The organism is Scandinavium sp. M-37, from assembly GCF_043558715.1.
Classification (GTDB): Bacteria; Pseudomonadota; Gammaproteobacteria; order Enterobacterales; family Enterobacteriaceae; genus Scandinavium; species Scandinavium vulneris_A.
On record NZ_JBIGIN010000123.1, the window covers coordinates 1 to 401 of the forward strand.

Here is a 401-nt window from a genome sequence, read left to right on the forward strand (position 1 = left end):
GGCGCTGACGGAAAACCCACGGCTTGCTCACTGCGACGGTCTGTGGCCACTGCTGACGCTCGGGATGAGTCAGCTTTTACGTCTGCGCCCGTTGCTGGATGCGCAATCTGACGAACGCCCGGATTTGCAGCAGGACGCAGAATTGGCCCAACAGGGAAGCGATGTTGAAATGGTCGGTCGCCCGGTCGGGGCAGAGCTGAAAGAGGGCGAACTCAATCCGGCGCTGCAAAACGCGCTGGATAAATTCACCCTCGATGTCACCGCCAAAGCGAAAGAGGGCAAAATTGACCCGGTATTCGGCCGTGATACTGAAATCCGCCAGATGGTCGACATTCTCTCGCGCCGTCGCAAGAACAACCCGATTCTGGTCGGTGAACCGGGCGTCGGTAAAACTGCGCTGG

Annotated in this window: 1 pseudogene; it reads left to right on the forward strand. The window is 58.9% G+C overall.

The annotated features are described in order from the left end of the window. Positions 1–401: pseudogene (locus tag ACG0Z5_RS24000) on the forward strand (type VI secretion system ATPase TssH); the annotation flags it as partial.